The 15394-nt window shown below is 74.0% G+C and carries 8 protein-coding genes; 1 reads left to right on the top strand and 7 read right to left on the bottom strand.

Features of this window, described 5'->3' with window-relative positions; all coding sequences use genetic code 11:
* Positions 1–42: 42 nt before the first annotated feature.
* Together IE274_RS03650 and IE274_RS03645 are read right to left on the bottom strand one after the other, a co-directional pair.
* Positions 43–1758 carry a hypothetical protein gene (locus IE274_RS03650; protein ID WP_229909130.1) on the bottom strand — a complete coding sequence of 572 codons (1716 nt, stop codon included), beginning with the start codon at positions 1756–1758 and terminating at the stop codon, positions 43–45.
* Entirely contained in the window at positions 1755–5288 is a 3534-nt protein-coding gene (locus IE274_RS03645; protein WP_190114019.1) for a bifunctional glycosyltransferase/CDP-glycerol:glycerophosphate glycerophosphotransferase, read from the bottom strand. Before IE274_RS03645 ends, IE274_RS03650 begins: the two co-directional genes overlap by 4 nt.
* Before the next feature lie 179 nt (positions 5289–5467).
* Between IE274_RS03645 and IE274_RS03640 the strand changes: the two genes are divergently transcribed.
* Positions 5468–7570 (top strand): bifunctional glycosyltransferase/CDP-glycerol:glycerophosphate glycerophosphotransferase, encoded by a 2103-nt coding sequence (locus tag IE274_RS03640; protein WP_190114018.1) that lies wholly within the window; start codon positions 5468–5470, stop codon positions 7568–7570.
* 43 nt (positions 7571–7613) lie between these two features.
* Here the strand turns inward: IE274_RS03640 and IE274_RS03635 are convergent, their stop codons facing one another.
* The 5 genes from IE274_RS03635 to IE274_RS03615 all read right to left on the bottom strand — a co-directional run bounded on the left by IE274_RS03635 (position 7614) and on the right by IE274_RS03615 (position 15392).
* Positions 7614–10550, bottom strand: coding sequence for a stealth family protein (locus IE274_RS03635; protein ID WP_190114017.1), 2937 nt, complete (start codon positions 10548–10550; stop codon positions 7614–7616).
* Positions 10547–11611 (bottom strand): hypothetical protein, encoded by a 1065-nt coding sequence (locus tag IE274_RS03630; RefSeq protein ID WP_190114016.1) that lies wholly within the window; start codon positions 11609–11611, stop codon positions 10547–10549. The genes IE274_RS03635 and IE274_RS03630 overlap by 4 nt, the downstream gene beginning before the upstream one ends.
* Positions 11612–11865: 254 nt before the next feature.
* Positions 11866–12837, bottom strand: coding sequence for a class I SAM-dependent methyltransferase (locus tag IE274_RS03625; RefSeq protein ID WP_190114015.1), 972 nt, complete (start codon positions 12835–12837; stop codon positions 11866–11868).
* Between the two features lie 270 nt (positions 12838–13107).
* Positions 13108–14013 carry a carbohydrate ABC transporter permease gene (locus tag IE274_RS03620; RefSeq protein WP_190114014.1) on the bottom strand — a complete coding sequence of 302 codons (906 nt, stop codon included), beginning with the start codon at positions 14011–14013 and terminating at the stop codon, positions 13108–13110.
* Positions 14010–15392, bottom strand: coding sequence for a carbohydrate ABC transporter permease (locus tag IE274_RS03615; protein ID WP_229909129.1), 1383 nt, complete (start codon positions 15390–15392; stop codon positions 14010–14012). The genes IE274_RS03620 and IE274_RS03615 overlap by 4 nt, the downstream gene beginning before the upstream one ends.
* Positions 15393–15394: the final 2 nt, after the last annotated feature.

Raw genomic sequence — 15394 nt, 5'->3', positions numbered from 1 at the left:
GGTCCACAGGGGGAATTTTAGGGCTTAGTGAAAATTATCCGATTAGGGGGCTTCGTCACGGAGTGCCGGACGGGTGCCGGGCGGGGTGCCGGTGGCGGTGGCGGCGGGTGTGACGGAGGGCGTGGCGGCGGGCCTGCCGACAGGTTTGCCGCCGCTCACGCGCGCGAGGATCTCGCCGGTCTGCGCGCTCCACGACACCACCACCGCCTCCGGCGGCAGCGGCTGCTGCGGGGCGACCAGGAGCCAGCGCACGTGGTAACGCCGGACGACGGCGGCGCGGTCCGTGGCCGAGGTGGCCGGGTCGAGGTACGCGCGCACCTCGCTCAGCCGCTCGTTGCGTACGGACTCCGCCAGGGACGCGTCCGGCCAGGCGGGCGCGACCAGGTTGACGCCGAACGCGGGCATCGAGCGCATGGGGCGGTAGCCGTCGGTGAGGACGACGTCGCCGCGGTTCATGTGGGTTGCCGCCCACGCGTAGCTCGGCCAGCGCGGGGGCTGGTCGAAGCCGATCGGATCGAGGGTGCGGGGCACGACGGCGCCCGCCTGGATCTGGACGAAGCCGACGCACGCGCCGAGCGCGGTGGCCCCGGCGAGGGCGGCGCGGCGGTTGCCCCAGGTGCGGGGGGCCGTCAACTCGACGGCCAGGGCGAACTGGAGGGGGACGAGGGTGAGGCCGAGGATGCGGCCGTAGGTGTAGTGGCCGCTGAGCCAGCCGTAGCCGACCACCGCGCAGTCCAGGGCGAACATCAGGACCAGGGGGTCCTTGCGGTCGCGCCGCCAGCGCAGGAACAGGGCCGGGAGGCCCAGGGCGGCCAGCCAGAAGCGCTGGGGCATGTCGGTGTAGAGCTGTCGGTGGATCCAGTCGACGGACTGGTCTCCGACCAGGGTGAGCGGGTTGAAGTACGGCCAGGTGGTGGCCACCGCCAGGGCCGTGAGCCCGGTGACCGCCCACCGCAGCGGTGACCGCGAGCGCGGCAGCGCGAACGCCGCCACGCCGATCACCGCCGCCACCGAGGTGATCGGGTGGATCAGGAGGATCAGACCGCACAGGGCGCCCAGGCCCGCGTACGGCCACCAGCCCCCCGGCGCCCCCGCCAGCGATCCCGCCCACGCCCACGCCCAGAACATCAGCGCGATGCCGAACGTCGACGGGTAGCCGAGGTTGCCCGTCATCGACATCAGGCCCAGGTAGCCGCTCCACCAGGCCATCCGCGTGCCCCACAGCAGGACCATCGCGAACAGGGCGAGGACGGGTGCCCACGGGCGCGGCGTGAGGACGCGGACGAAGCGGCCGATGCCGGTGAGCAGGGCGAGCAGGTTCAGCGGGCCCGACAGTTTGACGACCTGCCAGCCCGCGAGGCCCGTCGCCTTGGCGAGCAGGGCCTGCGCGACGGCGTACGGCGAGTAGTACGCGCTGCCGTCGCCCGGCAGGTCGGCCATCGGGTGCCGGGGGTGCAGCAGGTCGTCCTTGAGGCGTTCGACGACCGCCGCGTGCTGGCCGAAGTCGCAGCAGATCGGCACCCGCCAGTACGCGAGCGACATCACCAGCCAGAAGAGCCCGCCGAGGACGAGGTACGGGCTCGGGTGCCAGCGGATGCCGAACCCGGTGGCGGTCGCGCCGAGCCGGGCGCGGTGCCGCCGCCACGTCGTGGCCGAGGCGGCCCCGGCGGCTTCGGCGGCCCCCGGGCCGGGCGCCGCCGTCGTGCCCGAGGCGCTCGAAGCGGCCGTCGTCGTACCCGCGGCGCCCGCCGCCCTCATCGCATCAGCCTGTCCGCGACCCGCTCCGCCGCCCGGCCGTCGTCGAGGTCGCAGTACGCCTCGCGGAACGCCGCGTACGCCTTGCGGTGGCGGGCGGAGACGGTGTCGAGGTCGCGCAGGGCGTCGACGACCTCGCCGGTGGAGGCGAGCAGCGGGCCCGGCGCGCGGGTCTCGAAGTCGAGGTAGAAGCCGCGCACGGTGTCGCGGTAGTGCTCCAGGTCGTAGGCGTGGAAGAGCATCGGGCGGCCGGTGTGCGCGAAGTCGAACATCAGGGACGAGTAGTCGGTGATCAACACGTCGGCGACCAGGAGGAGTTCGGCGGTGCGGGGGTGGCCGGTGACGTCGCGGACGAAGGGGGCGCGGGCGCCGGGGAGTCGGCCGGAGGTCAGCGGGTGCTTGCGGACGAGCAGGACGTGGTCGTCGCCGAGGACGTCCTCGGCGGCACGCAGGTCGAGGGCGGGGTCGTAGCGGAAGCGGCCGGGGCCGAAGCCGAGGTGGTCGCGGTAGGTCGGGGCGTACAGGACGATCCGTTTGCCGGGGGCCAGGCCCAGTTCGCGCCGGACGCGTTCGGTGACCTTGTGGCGGTCGTCGGCGAACAGGACGTCGTTGCGGGGCGATCCGGCTTCCAGGACCTCGCCGTCGTAGGTGAGGGCGCGGCCCAGGTGCGGGGTGGCGAAGCCACTGGGGGAGACCAGGACGTTCCACTGCGCGGCGAGGCGGGGCAGCCGGTCGAGGTGGCCGTGGTCGGCGTACAGGGTGTCCGTGAGGTCGGTGCCGAGGCGCTTGAGGGGGGTGCCGTGCCAGGTCTGGACGACGGTCTGGCCCTCGCGGCGCTCGAAGAAGTCCGGCAGATGGCCCGCGGTGACGATGCGACGGCAGCGGGCCAGGGCCCCGTACCACTCGGTGCTGTGCTCCGCCACGCCGCGCGCGCCCGCCGGGACCCGCGTCTGCTGGTCGTGCGTGACCCACAGGTGCTCGACATCGGCGCCGCGCCGCACCAGTTCCTCGTGGACGGCGCGCGGCGAGTCGCCGTCGAAGTACAGGACGGCGTCGCGCAGGCGCTTGGCACGCTCGCGCGGATAGTGCTCCGTACGCAGCCGGTGGCGCCGGTACGCGCCGCGCTCGGTGGGCGCGAGCACCGAACCCGCGTCGATCAGGAGCCGGTCGCCGAAGCGCCGGTCGGCGCTGAACTCCCGCCCCTGGACGACCCGGTGGTCCGGCATCCCGGCCCCCACCGACGTGAGCACCCGCACCGGCACCCCCGCCCCGCCGTGCCCCACCTCCCGCAGGAACGCGTACCACCGCCCCTCCCGCAGCACCCCGCCCCCCGGCGCCACCCGCGCCCGGAACCGCCCGCCGGACAGCTCCACCGGCACGGTCACCTCGTCGTCGCGCCCGCTGTGCCGCAGGACCAGCTCGGCCGACGGCCAGCTCGCCTCCGCCGCGGTGCCCTCGACGGTGAGGCCGCCGTCGTCGGCCCAGGCGACGCGGTCCGCGACGGGGCGCCGGGTGAGTTCCACGACGAGCGCGCCGCGGTCGTCGGCGGTGGCGCACAGCTCACGGCCCGCGCGGGTCGCGTAGCGGCCGGGGGGCAGGTCGAGGGCGGCCGCCGGGGACACCGTGGTGCCGTCGGCGAGTTCGAGGACGGCGCCCCAGCGGTCGCCGTGCGGCGGCTCGACCTGGGCGGGGGCGTGGTGCGGGGCGGGCGGTACGTCCTCCAGGTCGGCGAGGCGTACGCGGGCCTCGAAGCGGTCGTCGACGAGGGCGACCGGGTAGCTGAAGGCGGTGCCGGTGGCGGGGTGGGTCAGGCGCAGGGACCTGGGGCGGGCGGGGCCGGGGCGGGGGCCGGACCGCTGAGCGCCGGTGCCGGTGCCCGTGCGGGCGCCGGTGAGCCTCCCGCTGAGCACCACGTCACCGCCGTCCGCCCGGTGGCCGTCCACCCGCGCCGCGTACTCCTGCACCCGCAGCACGAGCCGCCCCTTGCTGAAGCCGAGCACCAGGCGCAGCCCGTCCCCGAGGTCCCGCACCAGGGACTGCGTGCGGGCGCCGTCCGGCGCGCGCACGGCGGCCCGCCGCACGGTGCCGTGGCCCGCGACGACCACGCCGAGCAGCCAGTTCCCGGGCCGCCACCGGCCGCCGGTCTTCAACTGTTCGGGGTCGACGGTCATCTCGAAGCCGGACAGGTCGTAGCAGTGCAGGCGCTGCCCGGAGCGCTCGGTGGCCTCCGGCGCGGGCACGCTCCGCGTCGGCACCCGCTTGAACCGGCCCCTGCTGTGCGCCGACTTGAGCAGCCCCGCCTTCACCGACTGCGCGGGCCGCGCCGCCTCCAGGTTGCGCACATAGGCGTGGCCGCGGATCCGCAGCCGCCCCTCCTCGTCCCAGGTGGCCTCGCCGAGCCTGGCCACGGCGGGCAGTTCGCTCTGGTCGAGGCGGGTGAGGTCGCGGGGGAGCCGGTCGACGCCGGGGTAGTCCGCGTACCGGCGCAGCGAGCCGCGGACCGCGAACGCGCCCTTGCCGCCCCGGCGTTCGCGGTCGAGCAGCTCGATCAGCTCACCGGTGCGCCGCTCGCGCACGAGATGCCACTTCACGCGCAGGTCCACGGGAAGCCGCCGCAGGATCGCCGGGTCGGCGGTGCGCAGGAACTCGGCGGTGTCCGCGAGGAACGCCGACCGGTACTCGGGCCCGCCCATCGGCAGGCCCTCCAGGAAGTACACGAAGTCGTCCCGCAGACAGGAGACGTCGTACGTGGCCTTCAGCTCGGGCGCGTGCTCGGCGAGGAAGCCGCTGACGTGCGCGCAGGCCGCGATCCGGTCGCGCACGCCCTTGACGTCGGTGCGCCGCCGTGTGATGGAGCCCTCGCGCACCCGCCAGTAGTAGACGTGGTCGCTGAGGACGTCCACGGACGAGGCGAGGAAGTGCGCCGGGATCATCACCGGTGTGTCCTCGTACAGCCGCCCCTCGGGGAAGAGGAAGCCGTGCCGGTCCCAGAAGGTGCGCCGGAAGACCTTGTTCCAGGCGACCCGGTCGGCGAGCAGCGCCAGATCGCGGGAGATGTGGGTACGGGTGCGCGGCGCGGTGAGCCACTGGTACTGCCAGGCCTGTGACCGGCCGCGCTCGGTCAGGCGCCACACGTTGCCGCTCGCGAAGTCGGAGCCGCTGGCGTCCAGGCTCGCGATCATGCGGGCGTACGCGTCGTGCGGGACGATGTCGTCGCTGTCCACGAACGTCAGGTACTCGGCGTTCGGATTCGCGTGCCGCACGCCGGTGTTGCGGGCGGCGCTCAGGCCCGCGTTGGGCTGGCGGACGTACACGAAGCGGGGGTCGCGGACGGCGAAGGCGCGGGCGATGCGGGGGCTGGCGTCGGTGGAGCCGTCGTCGACGAGGACGACTTCGAGCCCACCGGGACCGCTGCCCCCGGCGTCCCCTCCGGCCCCTCCATCCAGGGTCTGCCGGGCGATCGACTCCAGGCACTCCTCCAGGAACTCCTCGACGTTGTAGATGGGCACGACGACGCTGAGTCGGGGCTGCACGGCGAGCGGCCTTTCGTAGAAGTCGGCTGACGTTACGACCTGGTACGGGCGTATTCACACCTTTTGCCCGTCGCGATCAACTTCTTTGCCGCCGCTCACCCCAACGAGGTTCGCGATCACCCCATCGAGTGAGGCGCGGTCTTCGACAGAGCGTGTACGCGTGACTACGGTCGGTGTCCATGCCGCGCTTCTCAGTCGTCGTGCCCGCCCACCGTGTCCAGGGGTACCTGCGGGAATGCCTGGAGTCCGTCCTCGACCAGTCCTGCGCCGACCTCGAACTCCTCGTCGTCGACGACGCCTCGCCGGACGCCTGCGCCGCGATCGCGGCGGAGTATGCGCAGCGCGATCCGCGCGTGCAACTCGTCCGGCTCACCCGACGGCAGGGGACCGGACCCGCCCGCGACGCGGGGGCGGCGCGCGCCACCGGCGCGTGGCTGCTGTTCCTGGACGGCGACGACGTGCTGCTGCCGGGGGCGCTCGCGGCGCTCGACCGGAAGCTGGCGCAGTCGGAGGAGGGCGCCGACGGCTCCCGCGGCCTGGACGTGCTCCTCTTCGCGCACGACCGCACCGACTGGTGGGAGACCGTCCGCCGGCCGCCCGGCGAGGACGTCACGGGCGACCCCCTCGCCGTCACCGTCGCCGCCTGGAACCGCGTCTTCCGGCGGTCCTTCTGGTCCGCGCGGGGCCTCGCCTTCTCCAGGGGCGCGTACGAGGACGTGGTGCCCGTGCACCGGGCGACGCTGGCCGCCGGCGACCGGGTCGGCGCGCTCGACCGGGTGTGCGTGCGCTGGCGGGAGCGGCGCGGCGGCAGCTTCGCGAAGTCGCCGGGGCGGGAGCACTTCGCGGTGATCGGGCGGTACGAGGAACTGTTCACGGACGGCGCCGGGGCGACGGACCGGCTCTTCCCGCGCGCCGTCGACCACCTCCTGGCCGTCCTCGACGACCCGGGCCGGATCGCGCCGGGCGACCGCGCCGCGTACTTCCGGGCAGCGGCGGGCATGCTGCGCGCCCACCGCCCCGCGGCCCACGCACCCCTGACGGAACGTCAACAGGCCCTCGTCTCCGGCTCGTACGCCACCTACCGGGGCCTGGCGCGCGCGGGCGGCCGGATGAAGACCGTCCGCTCGGTCCTGGCCCGGCGCAAGAAGTCCGTCCGCGCCCGCGCCATGCGCGTCACCTACCGCGCCGACCTGCGCCGCTCCCTCGACCCGAACCTCGCCGTCTACGGCGCCTACTGGAACCGCGGCGTCAGCTGCAACCCGGCCGCGATCCACGCCAAGGCCCGCGAACTCGCCCCCCACATCCGGGGCGTGTGGGTCGTCTCCAGCCGCAACAAGCACCGCGTGCCGCCCGGCGTCGAGTACGTCATCGAGGGCTCGCGGCGCTACTGGCGGGCGATGGCCCGCGCCACCTACCTCGTCAACAACTCCTCCTTCCCCGGCGGCTTCACCAAGCGCCCCGGCCAGGTCTACCTCCAGACCCACCACGGCACGCCCCTGAAGAAGATGGGCCTCGACCAGCGCCGCTACCCCGCGGGCACGCACGGCATCAGCTTCCAGAAGGTCCTCGACCACACCGACCAGTGGGACTACAGCCTGTCCGCCAACCCGCACTCCACGGAGGTGTGGGAGCGCGTGTACCCGGCCGCGTACCAGGCCCTGGAGGCGGGCTATCCGCGCAACGACGTGTACTTCACGACCGGCGCCGACGACATCGCCCGCATCCGCGCCGACCTCGGCGTGCGCCCCGGCCGGCGGACCCTCCTCTACGCGCCCACCCACCGCGACTACCAGAAGGGCTTCCTGCCCCGCCTCGACCTGGAGCGGTTCGCGACGGCACTCGGCCCCGACTGGGTCGTCCTGGTCCGGGCGCACTACTTCTACGGCGCCGACGCGGGCCTCGCCGCACATCCCGGCCTGCTCGACGTCACCGGCCACGCGCGCGTGGAGGACCTGTGCCTCGCCGCCGACGCCCTGATCACGGACTACTCGTCGCTGATGTTCGACTACGCCTGCCTGGACCGCCCGATCGTCACCTACGCCCCCGACTGGCAGGCCTACCGCCTCGCCCGCGGCACCTACTTCGACCTCCTGTCCGGCCACCCGGGCGAGACCCCCGGCGCCCTCGCGACCACCGAGGACGAGCTGACGGGACTGTTCCGGGGCGGCGGCTGGGACACGGCGGCGACGACGGCGCTGCGGAAGGCGTTCCGGGAGCGGTTCTGCCCGTACGACGACGGGGGCGCCGCGGAGCGGGTGGTGCGGCGGGTGTTCCTGTCCTGAGGACGTGCCGCTGCCCGGGCGCGGGCCCGGGCAGCGGTGGCGCTCAGACCGAGGCGGCGCGCTCGTAGGGCGAGCGCACCGGGAAGTACGCCGTCAGGAACGACCGCACGGCCAGCGCCATCTCCTCGTCGGACATGCCGCTGTCGGGCGACTCCCCGATGCAGAACGCCGTCTTGTTCCGCGACTGCAGGAGCTGCCCGAGCCGGGCGTGGTCGGCGCGGCTGCCGATGTCCACGAAGTCGTACGACACGGAGCCCGGCACGGCGCGGCCCGTCAGGTACGCGTAGTGCTGGTGCAGCGACGACACCAGGGAGTGGTCGGTGGTGCCGCGGAAGCGGGCGCGGGCCGTCGCGGCCAGCTCGCCGGCGTAGCGCTCGCCCAGCTCTTCGAGGACGCTCCGGCGCAGCGCGTACGGCACGTGCAGGAAGCAGTGCGTCGCGGTGCGGCCGAAGTCGCGGCGCAGCAGCTCGCGGTTGTTCTTCGCCGCCGCCAGATAGCCCTCGTCCGTCTCGTCGACGGGCAGCGCGGGCACGGACGCCGACGACCAGAAGAACTTGGGCAGGCCGGAGCCGAGGAAGAAGGTGCCCGGGGTCGTCGGGCGGCCCAGGAACATGTCGTCGTTGAAGTAGAGGAAGTGCTCCGCCAGGCCCTCGATGCGGTGCAACTGGGTTTCGATGGCGTGGGAGTTGAAGGTCGGCAGGGCGCCGCGGTCGGCGAAGAGCTCGCGGTGGTCGACCACCGTGAGGCCCGGGTGGTCGCGGTCGAGCCAGTCCGGGACCTGACCGGCGGTGACGAGGTACACGTGCCGCACCCAGGGGGCGTACATCGCCAACGAACGCAGGGAGTAGCGCAGTTCGTCGCGGTTGCGGAAGCGGACCGTGCCGCTGTCCGCCGAGGCGTCGGCGGCGGTGGTGCCGGGGGCGCCGGGGGTGCCGCCGAGCGCGGCGGTGCGGGCGGCGCGCCAGTCGGGGTCGGAGTCGTCGACCCAGGTGTAGACGGCGTCGACGGGGAAGTCGGCGTCGTTCATGAGGCGCTGGGTGAAGACGTCGAGGGTCGGGTACTCGCGCTCGCCGACGCGCAGGCGGGCGGTGGGGGCGAGGGACGGCAGCTCGGCTCCGGCGAGGGTGCTGCCGAAGGGGGCGCGGCGCCGGGACGGCTCCGGGGGCCCGGGGGGCGCGGTGGTGGCGTCGGGCCCGGCTGCGGACTCCGGGGAGTCGGGGGAGTCCGCCGCGGCGGTGCCCTCCGGCCCCCGGACGCGGGGCCAGAACGCCACCGTGCACGCCTGCTGCACCCCGTGGCGCAGCGAGAGCGTCGTCGTGGTCACCGGCCGGAACACCTTGACGCCCGCCAACTCACCGATCCCGTCGAGCCGTTCGGCCAACACCGCGCCCGGCGCCGCGTCCCGCGGATTGACCAGCTCGGCGTAGACCGGCTCCCCGTGCAGCCGCTCCGCGAGGGCCTTGAGGGCGCGGTCGCGGTCGTCCTCGTCCACGGCGAGGGTGTGGGCCGTGCCGTCGGTGCGCACCAGGACGTAGGGGATCTGCCGCGACTCCAGGGCGGCCGCGGTGACTTCGAGGTTCCACTCGGCCATGCGCGGCGCGAGCACGTCGTCCCGGCACTCGGCGAGGCGGCCCACGGAACGGATCACCCGGCCCTCCGGGGCGGCGGCGATGATCTCGTCCTCGCGGGCCCGCTCGTCGGCGGACGCGTCCGCGTTGAAGGTGTGCGGCGCCGTCGGCCGGAACCCGCAGCCCCCGGACGCCACGCCGAGCGCGACCCGGTCCGCCCGCCCGGCCAGCCGCTCCGGCCGGTCGCGCCCCGCCAGGAGCCGCGTGTACAGCTCCTCCCACAGCGCCGTCACCCCGGCCGAGGAGAACCGCTCGTACACCCCCTCCCTGGCCGCCCGCGCACACCCGCGCCTGAGCGCGTCGTCGGACATCAACTCGTCCATCGCAGCGGCGAGTTCACCGATCTCGCCGGGCGGCACGAGCAGCCCGTCCACCCGATGGCGCACGATCTCCGCCGGTCCCGTGAGCACGTCGTACGCGACCACGGGCACCCCGGCCGCGAGCGCTTCGAGCAGCACCAGCGGGAACGCCTCGTTGTGGCCCGCCGTCATCAGGGACAGGCCCGCCGTCGCCCACTCGGCGGCCATGTCCTGGCAGGGGCCGAGGAGTTCGACGCGGTCCTGCAGGCCGAAGGCGTCCACCAGGCGGCGCAGACTCTGCTCGCGGTGCCCGCCACCGAAGATCCGCAGCGTCCACTCCGGGTGCGCCTCCGCGACCCGCGCGAACGCCCGGATGGCGTGGTCGACGCGCTTCTCGCCGGTCAGGCGCGCCGCCATCACGATGACCTTGCTCTCGCCGTCCGCGCGCGGCCGGAACCCGTCGGGCACGGCGTTCGGGATCACGGCCAGCTCCGGCGCCGTCGCCCCCAGGGACTCCGCGATCCAGTCCCGCGTCCGCCCGGTCAGCGTCACCAGGGCGTCCAGGCGCGGCGCGTGCAGCAGCAGCGGCTCGCCGGAGCGGCCCCGGCGCTGGGTGGGGCGGTGCTCCTGGTGCACGGTCAGCACGCGCGGCGGTACGAGGCCGACGGCGGCGGCGAGCAGCGCTGGCGTCGTCGTGACCAGGACGTCCGTGTCGAGGGTGCTGAGGGCCGCCGTCAGCTCCACGTCCGACAGGCGGTCGAACGCCGACTCCCAGGCGGGCTCGATCAGTTCGCTCGGCAGCGCGGCGAGGGTCCGGCACGCCGCCTCGTCGAGCCGCGACTCCCGCACCGGCCGCTCCGGCGTCACCGTACGGTCCACCAGATACCGCACGGGCACCTGCCGCGCCTCGGGGAAGAACGGCTCGGGCCGGGTGCGGAAGACGGAGACGACCTCGACGTCGTGCCGCTCGGCGAGGTGCAGCGCCTGGGTGTACGTGGCCAGCTCGGTGCCGCCCATCTCGTCGCCCCAGCCGAGCAGATAGGTGATCTTCATGAGGTCTCCTTCGTGATGTCCAGGCAGGTGACGGCGAAGGCGCCGGACGCGGTCAGATGCGGGTGCGCGCGCACCAGGCGGCCCCCGGGCAGCGCGACGAGCCGGAACGGCGTGGGGAACGCCGACGGCAGATCGCGTACGTCGGTCAGGCGGCGCCCGAGGCCGAGCTCGCCCACGCGGAAGTCCCACACCCACTGGCCGGGCCCGGCGCCCGCCATCGCGTCGAGCGGCAGCGCGAAGCTGAACCGGTCCCCGTCCCAGGCGAGTCGGACGGGCGCGACGAGGCCGTCCCGGCGCCGCACGGCCCGCGCGGCCCACCGCACCCGGTCCCGCTCCCGGGGCCCGGCGACCACCCGCCCGTACACCGTGATCCCGTCCCCGCGCGGCACGAACCGCACCAGCTCGGCCCGCGGCCGCGACCGCGTGACCTGCACCGCCGCGCGCCCGCCGCGGCAGCGGACGACCCGGATGAGGGTGCCCGTGCGGGGGTTGGGGGCGTGCGGGGCGGTGGGGCCGGGCGGCGGCGCGGCGCCGTCGGCGAGGGCGAGTCCGCGACGGCGTACGCGGCCGTCGGCGCCGGTCGTCGCGAGGGTGAGGCGCCAGACGCCCTCGCTGAGGAGGGGGGCGGGGGCGGGCGCGGGGTGCGTGTCCCGTGCCGCGTGGGCGCCGTCCAGCACGTCGCGCAGGGTCGCCGTCGCCGTCAGGAGCGGGCCGCCGTCGGTGTCCCGTTCGACGGCGAGCGGGACGCGGAAGCGGCGGTGGCCACGGGTGATGAGGAGTTCGGCGGCGCGCAGGTCCGGCTCGGGCGCGGCGAGCGCGAGGTTGAGGGTGCGGCTGTCGCGCAGGGAGAGGTGCGCGGGCGGGGGGAGGAGGGCGTCCGGCCCGGTGCCGCGCCCGGCGGTGGCGCGCTCCAGGCGGAAGCGGGCGGTGCGGGCGAGAGCGGTGAGGCGGCGGGGGCGGAGGGCGCGGGGCGCGCGGGCGGCTCGGGCTGCGGGGCGGGCGGCGCGTGCCGGGGCGGTCGGGGCCGGTGTGGCCGCCGGGGTCGTGGGATGGTGTTGCATTGCCCCACTTTGGCGCTATTCACCCAGAATTCATCGGTACGGCACGCGCCCGGTGCCTGACCGGGGCGGCGAACAGCTCGCGGTGAGCGGCACCCGCCGGGGCGGACGGCCGGAACCCGACCTCCACCCCGACGCGTGCCTCGTACTCAGGACCGGCGGCTGAGGGCCGGTGGCCCAGGACCGGCGTGAGGGCCGGTGGCTGAGGACCGGTGGCTCAGGGTGGCGGCTGAGGACCGGTGACTCAGGACGGCGGCTCAGGACCGGCGGCTCAGGAACGAGACGAGCCCCCGCCCCTTGGGCCGTCGGTTGTCCCCGTTCCGCCGACCGGGCTTGCCCGGCGCCTGCTGGCCGGCCGTGGCCTGCGCCGCGCCCTTGGCCTGCGCCGCCCCGGCGGCAGCCGCCCCCGCGACAGCCGCCCCCTGCCCCGGCACCCCCGAGGCGTGCCGCGACACCGGATGCGCGGGCATCCGCGCCTTCCCGCCGCTGATGCGGATCATCGGCTGCCCCGCGACCTCCTCGGCCCCGTGCCACATGTCGTCCCGGCCCTCCAGGAACGCCTTCAGCTCCCCGTGCACCTCGTCGTAGGCGCCCCACGTCCCGTAGAACTTGGTCGCCGTGATGCACAGCGGCTTGAGGCCGGTCGTGGCCACCGCGCCCCAGGTGGCGGCGGCGACGCCGGGGCAGTGCTCGGCGCGGAAGTCGTCCAGGACGACGATCCCGTCCCGGCGGAGCAGGCGCCGCGCGGCGGCGATGTCGGCGTGCACGTGCTCGTACAGGTGCGAGGCGTCGATGTGGACGAAGCGGCAGCTGTCCGCGCGGACGTGGGCGGTGATGCCGGCCGAGGGGGCCTGGACGACGGCGGGCAGCTCGTCGTGGAAGGAACGGTAGTTGGCCTCGAAGGCGCGCCGGGTGAGTGTCGCGTACGAGCGGTTCATCTCCTGGGAGTTGGCGTCGTCGGGCGCGGGCGAGTCGAAGAGGTCGCAGACCGTGAAGGTCTCGCCGGGGCGCAGGAAGTCGCCCATGAAGATCGCGCTCTTGCCGAGGTAGACGCCGAGTTCGAGCAGGTCGCCGGGTTCGTCGCGGGTCCGCTGGCGGTTCAGGAACCAGTCGAAGAGCACCTGGTCGGCGGGGTGGAACCAACCCTTCACCGCGGCGAGGTCGGTCGGGAGCGGCAGGTCATCCAATTCCTGGGCGGACGTCGGTACGGAAGCGGAGGCTTCGGGCATGTCAGGTCCTGGAGTCGGGGGCAGTGCGCCGCGATCGACCGTAGTGGCCGGAATCCGCCGGACACCACAACCCGCACGACACGCCGCCGAAGCGGCACGACACGCCCCCGACTCCTTGGGTCCCCTTTCCCCTCTACGTCACCCGCTCGTCACCTGACGGCACGGGCGGGTGCCGCCGGACCCGTACGCGGCACGCGACCGCACCGGCCGCGCCGCCGGACCCGTACGCGGCACGCGACCGCACCGGCCGCGCCGCCGGACCCGCATGTCTCACTTGACCGCCCCCGCCATGACGCCCGACACGAACTGCCGCTGGAAGGCGAAGAACACCGCCAGCGGGATGACCATGGAGATGAACGCGCCCGGCGCCAGGATCTGCACGTTGTCGCCGAAGAACCGCACCTGCTGCTGCAGCGCCACCGTGATCGGCGGGCTGCCCGCGTCCGCGAAGATCAACGCGATCAGCATGTCGTTCCACACCCACAGGAACTGGAAGATGCCGAGCGAGGCGATCGCGGGCGCGCCGAGCGGCATCACCACGCGCAGGAAGAGCCGCAGCTCCCCGGCCCCGTCGAGGCGTGCCGCCTCCAGGAGTTCGCGGGGGATATCCGCGAAGAAGTTCCGCAGCAGGAAGATCGCGAACGGCAGGCCGAAGGCGGTGTGGAAGAGCACCACGCCCGTCGTCGACTCGAAGATCCCGATCTCGCCGAACAGCTTCGCCACCGGGAGCAGCGCCACCTGCACCGGCACCACGAGCAGCCCGACCACGCCCAGGAACCACCAGTCGCGGCCCGGGAACTCCATCCACGCGAACGCGTAGCCCGCGAGCGAGCCGATCACCACGACGAGCAGCGTCGCCGGCACCGTGATCGCCAGGCTCGTCAGGATCGAGTCGGTGATCGTCTCGTCCTTGAGCAGGTTGGAGTAGTTCTCGAAGGTCAGCTGCGAGGGCTTGCTGAAGACCTTCCACCAGCCGCTCTCGCTCATGTCCTCGGATGTGCGCAGCGAACCGATCATCAGCCCGAGCGTCGGCACCAGCCAGAACAGGCCGACCACGACCAGGAACACCCGCAGCGCGCTGCCGCTGACGACGGCGGCGATCCGGCCGCCGAGGGACTGCTTGGCCTTGACCACCCGCACCGGGGACGCTTTCACGGTCTCGCTCTGGGTGCTCATCGCCGCCCCTCCCGTCGCATCCGCCGCATGTTGAACAGCATCACTGGAATCACCAGGAGGAAGAGGAACACCGCGATGGCGCTGGCCACGCCCGCGTCGCGGTCCCCGAACGCCGAGTTGTAGAGCTGCACCGCGAGGACGTTCGCCTCGTCCTTCGACGAGCCCGGCGGGATCACGAAGACCAGGTCGAAGATCTTCATCACGTTGATCATCAGCGTGACCACGACGACCGCGAGGACCGGCGCGAGCAGCGGCACCGTGACCCGCCGGAACACCTGCCACTCGTTGGCGCCGTCCACGCGCGCCGCTTCCAGGAGCTCACGCGGCACGCTCGCGAGCCCGGCCGCGATCAGGACCATCGCGAACCCGGCCCACATCCAGATGTAGCTGCCGATGATGGCGGGCGTGATCAGGGACGGGCCGAGCCAGTCCACGCCGTTGTACGGCTCCCGGAAGTTCGAGGCGGGATAGCGCAGTTGGGCCCCGTCGGCCTCCTTCGGCAGGCTGAACGTCCCGTCGGCCGCGGCCTCCGTCGACGCCACCACGTCGCCGCCCTTGACCGCCTCGATCTTGATGCCGGGGTAGCCGAACTCGGCGGTGTCCGGGGCGTTCAGCTTGCCCCGGCCCTTGCCGCGGGTGAAGTCCTGCCAGGCCGTGCCGGTGACCTTGCCCGGGTCGGCCGCGGCGGGCTTCGCGGACGTGGCGTCGCCGGGCATCTGGTCCGGCGGCACACCGGTGAGCGGCAGCGCCACCGGCTCGCCCGCGCGCACCGGGTCCTTGGTGATGAACGCGCCGCCGCCCGCGCCCTTCAGCGGGGAGCGCGCGCCCGGGTGGCCCTGCGGGAAGGCGGACGACTCGGCGAACGTGTCGTGCACCCCCACCAGCATGGCGTTGGCGACACCGCGGTCGGGGTCCGACTCGTACACGAGCCGGAAGATGATGCCCGCCGCCAGCATCGAGATCACCATCGGCATGAAGATGATGAGCTTGAACGCCGTGCTCCAGCGCACCCGTTCGGTGAGCACCGCGAAGATCAGGCCGAGCGCGGTCGTCAGGGCGGGGGCGGCCACCAGCCAGATCGCGTTGTTCTTGATGGCGGTACGGATCCCGTCATCGGAGAACATCGTCTCGTAGTTGTCGAAGCCGGTGAATTCGCCCGCCGTGTCGAAGAAGCTGCGGCCGACCGAGTAGCCGATCGGATAGAGCACGAGCGCGCCGAGCAGCACGAGCGCGGGCAGCAGGAACAGCGCCGCGATCGTCTTGCGGGTCCCGGTGACGCTCCTGCGGGGACCGGCCCGGTGCGGGCCGGACGTGGCGGGCGGCGGCGTCGCCTTGGCCGGGGGCACCGCCGCGGTGCCCCCGGCATCAGGGGTCGTCATCG

The organism is Streptomyces flavofungini, from assembly GCF_014650815.1.
In the GTDB taxonomy this organism is placed as follows: Bacteria; Actinomycetota; Actinomycetes; order Streptomycetales; family Streptomycetaceae; genus Streptomyces; species Streptomyces flavofungini.
This window is presented reverse-complemented; position numbering and strand designations above follow the sequence as displayed.

Excerpts from the sequence above, each read along its gene's own strand:
- IE274_RS03630 (WP_190114016.1), bottom strand. The coding sequence starts at position 11,611 with ATGCAACACCATCCCACGACCCCGGCGGCCACACCGGCCCCGACCGCC.
- IE274_RS03625 (WP_190114015.1), bottom strand. The coding sequence starts at position 12,837 with ATGCCCGAAGCCTCCGCTTCCGTACCGACGTCCGCCCAGGAATTGGAT.
- IE274_RS03640 (WP_190114018.1), top strand. The coding sequence starts at position 5,468 with ATGCCGCGCTTCTCAGTCGTCGTGCCCGCCCACCGTGTCCAGGGGTAC.
- IE274_RS03615 (WP_229909129.1), bottom strand. The coding sequence starts at position 15,392 with ATGACGACCCCTGATGCCGGGGGCACCGCGGCGGTGCCCCCGGCCAAG.
- IE274_RS03620 (WP_190114014.1), bottom strand. The coding sequence starts at position 14,013 with ATGAGCACCCAGAGCGAGACCGTGAAAGCGTCCCCGGTGCGGGTGGTC.
- IE274_RS03635 (WP_190114017.1), bottom strand. The coding sequence starts at position 10,550 with ATGAAGATCACCTATCTGCTCGGCTGGGGCGACGAGATGGGCGGCACC.
- IE274_RS03650 (WP_229909130.1), bottom strand. The coding sequence starts at position 1,758 with ATGAGGGCGGCGGGCGCCGCGGGTACGACGACGGCCGCTTCGAGCGCC.